1 protein-coding gene is annotated in these 1,876 nt (G+C 57.5%); it reads right to left on the bottom strand.

Annotated elements, in window-relative coordinates:
* Positions 1 to 75 precede the first annotated feature (75 nt).
* On the bottom strand, positions 76 to 1,323 hold the full coding sequence (gene ltrA, locus H8A92_RS40335) for a group II intron reverse transcriptase/maturase (protein WP_229200786.1): 1,248 nt from the start codon (positions 1,321 to 1,323) through the stop codon (positions 76 to 78).
* Positions 1,324 to 1,876 lie beyond the last annotated feature (553 nt).

Below are 1,876 nucleotides of genomic sequence, written 5' to 3'. Positions count from 1 at the left end.
AGTCGAGTCGCCCGGGGGAGTTTCACCCCCAGGCGCTCACAGATCCGGACGTGAACGTCTCCGCTCATCCGGCTCTTACCGTCCAGCCGTCGTCTTGTGCAGCATCGGCCAATGGGCCAACAGCGTGGGGGTGCGGCACGCAATGTCCCGTACCCAGTGCTCTGCCCGTCTTCGATGTCGCCGCAGACGTTTGTATTTCGACATCGCCCATCGCGCGAGACATCGGTCGAGATGGCGTAGTGTCGGGTAAAGCGCCGATTTGTAGTACCGACCATAGTAGTTCATCCAGCCTCGAATGATCGGGTTGAACATCCTCGCCAGGTCGTCGATCCTCTTATCCACCCGGCAGCGTAGTTGCCAGGCACGGATTTCCTGTCGGATTGCCTTCGTCGCGGCATTGCTGACACCGGGGCTGAAGTTGACGAAGTGCTTTCCCCAACGGTTCTTCGACCGACGGGCGCGGAACGTGTAGCCCAAAAAGTCGAATTTCTGTTCAGGATAATCACCTCGCCGGTCGTCATCCTTACAATAGACTATCTTCGTCTTGTCCGGATGAAGCTCCAGTCCGCATTCGGCAAAGCGCTTCGCAAGCGCCTCCTTCAGTTGTTGTGCCTGCCGCTCACTGTCGCAATGGCAGAGAATATCATCGGCATAACGCTCGAACGGGATGCTCGGATGATTTCTTCGCATCCACATGTCGAACGTATAGTGGAGAAAGAGATTCGCCATCAGCGGTGATACCACCGAGCCCTGCGGCGTGCCCTTCTCACGGGGTTCAAGGGTGCCGTCTTCCAGTTGAACGGGAGCTTTAAGCCACCGTTCAATGTACAACAACACCCAAGCGCAGTCCGTGTGCTTCCGAATCGCCTTGAGCAAAAGCTCATGCGATATCGAGTCAAAATAGGCCCGAATGTCGAGATCGAGCACAAAGGGATGCCGCCAGCATCGCTGGCGAGCAACCCCAACGGCATCGAGCGCCGATTTTCCGGGTCGATATCCGAACGAGTCTGGATGAAAGTGCTTCTCCAAATCCGGCTCCAGATATCCTTTGACGACCGCCTGAGCAACGCGATCCGACACCGTAGGAATTCCTAGCGGCCTCTTCCCGCCGTCGCGCTTGTCGATCTGCACACGCTTGACCGGCGGTGGAAAGTAGCTGCCCGAAGACATTCGATTCCAGAGCTTGTACAGATTGCTCTGCAAGTCTGCCTCGAACACCTCGATCGACTGCTCGTCACCGGCTGCGCCCCGATTTGCTTTAACCCGTTTGTACGCCTCCCAAACCCAGCGCTTGGGGATGTCATACGGCTTTGCTTGACCCAAAAGAGTCCTCCCGTTTCCGGTTGTTCTTCCAATCAAGCGGGACAGTGCCGTGCCTTCGCTCCGCCACCATTACAGTGCCTTCGTCACTACTACACACGGCTCCGTCCCTGCATCGCGCATTGGTACTCAGACTCTTGTGGGGCTTCCACTTGAACCATTCCCTTGGCATCGCGATACAGGTTCCCACGTTCCGCACAGAAGCCTGAACCGAGGTCACGCCACCTCGCCTGCCGGACGCCGCCTGAGCCGTAAACAGGTATCGCTCAGACTGATCCCAAGATAACGACTACCCCTTGGTTTTGACGTCTTCCCTACGCTTTCGACAGTTCATCGGTGGTTCGCTTGCGCTCGTCTCCTCGATCCTTACCTGACAGAGTCTCGCTCTGCCTTTTCCGGTCTCGCTCACCACCTCGACCATTGGGCCGAAGCAGCAGCCGGTGGTTTGAACCCTGATCCTGCAACCCGAGTTCGAGGGGCCAACCCCCATCTTCTGTGCAGCAAGGCTGCTCAAAGGTGCTCTACATCACACCTCCTTCGCGCCGTCGTGGCGCAC

Source organism: Bradyrhizobium acaciae, from assembly GCF_020889785.1.
In the GTDB taxonomy this organism is placed as follows: Bacteria; Pseudomonadota; Alphaproteobacteria; order Rhizobiales; family Xanthobacteraceae; genus Bradyrhizobium; species Bradyrhizobium acaciae.
The sequence above is the reverse complement of the archived record's forward strand: the minus strand, read 5'-3'. Positions and strand labels throughout refer to the sequence as shown.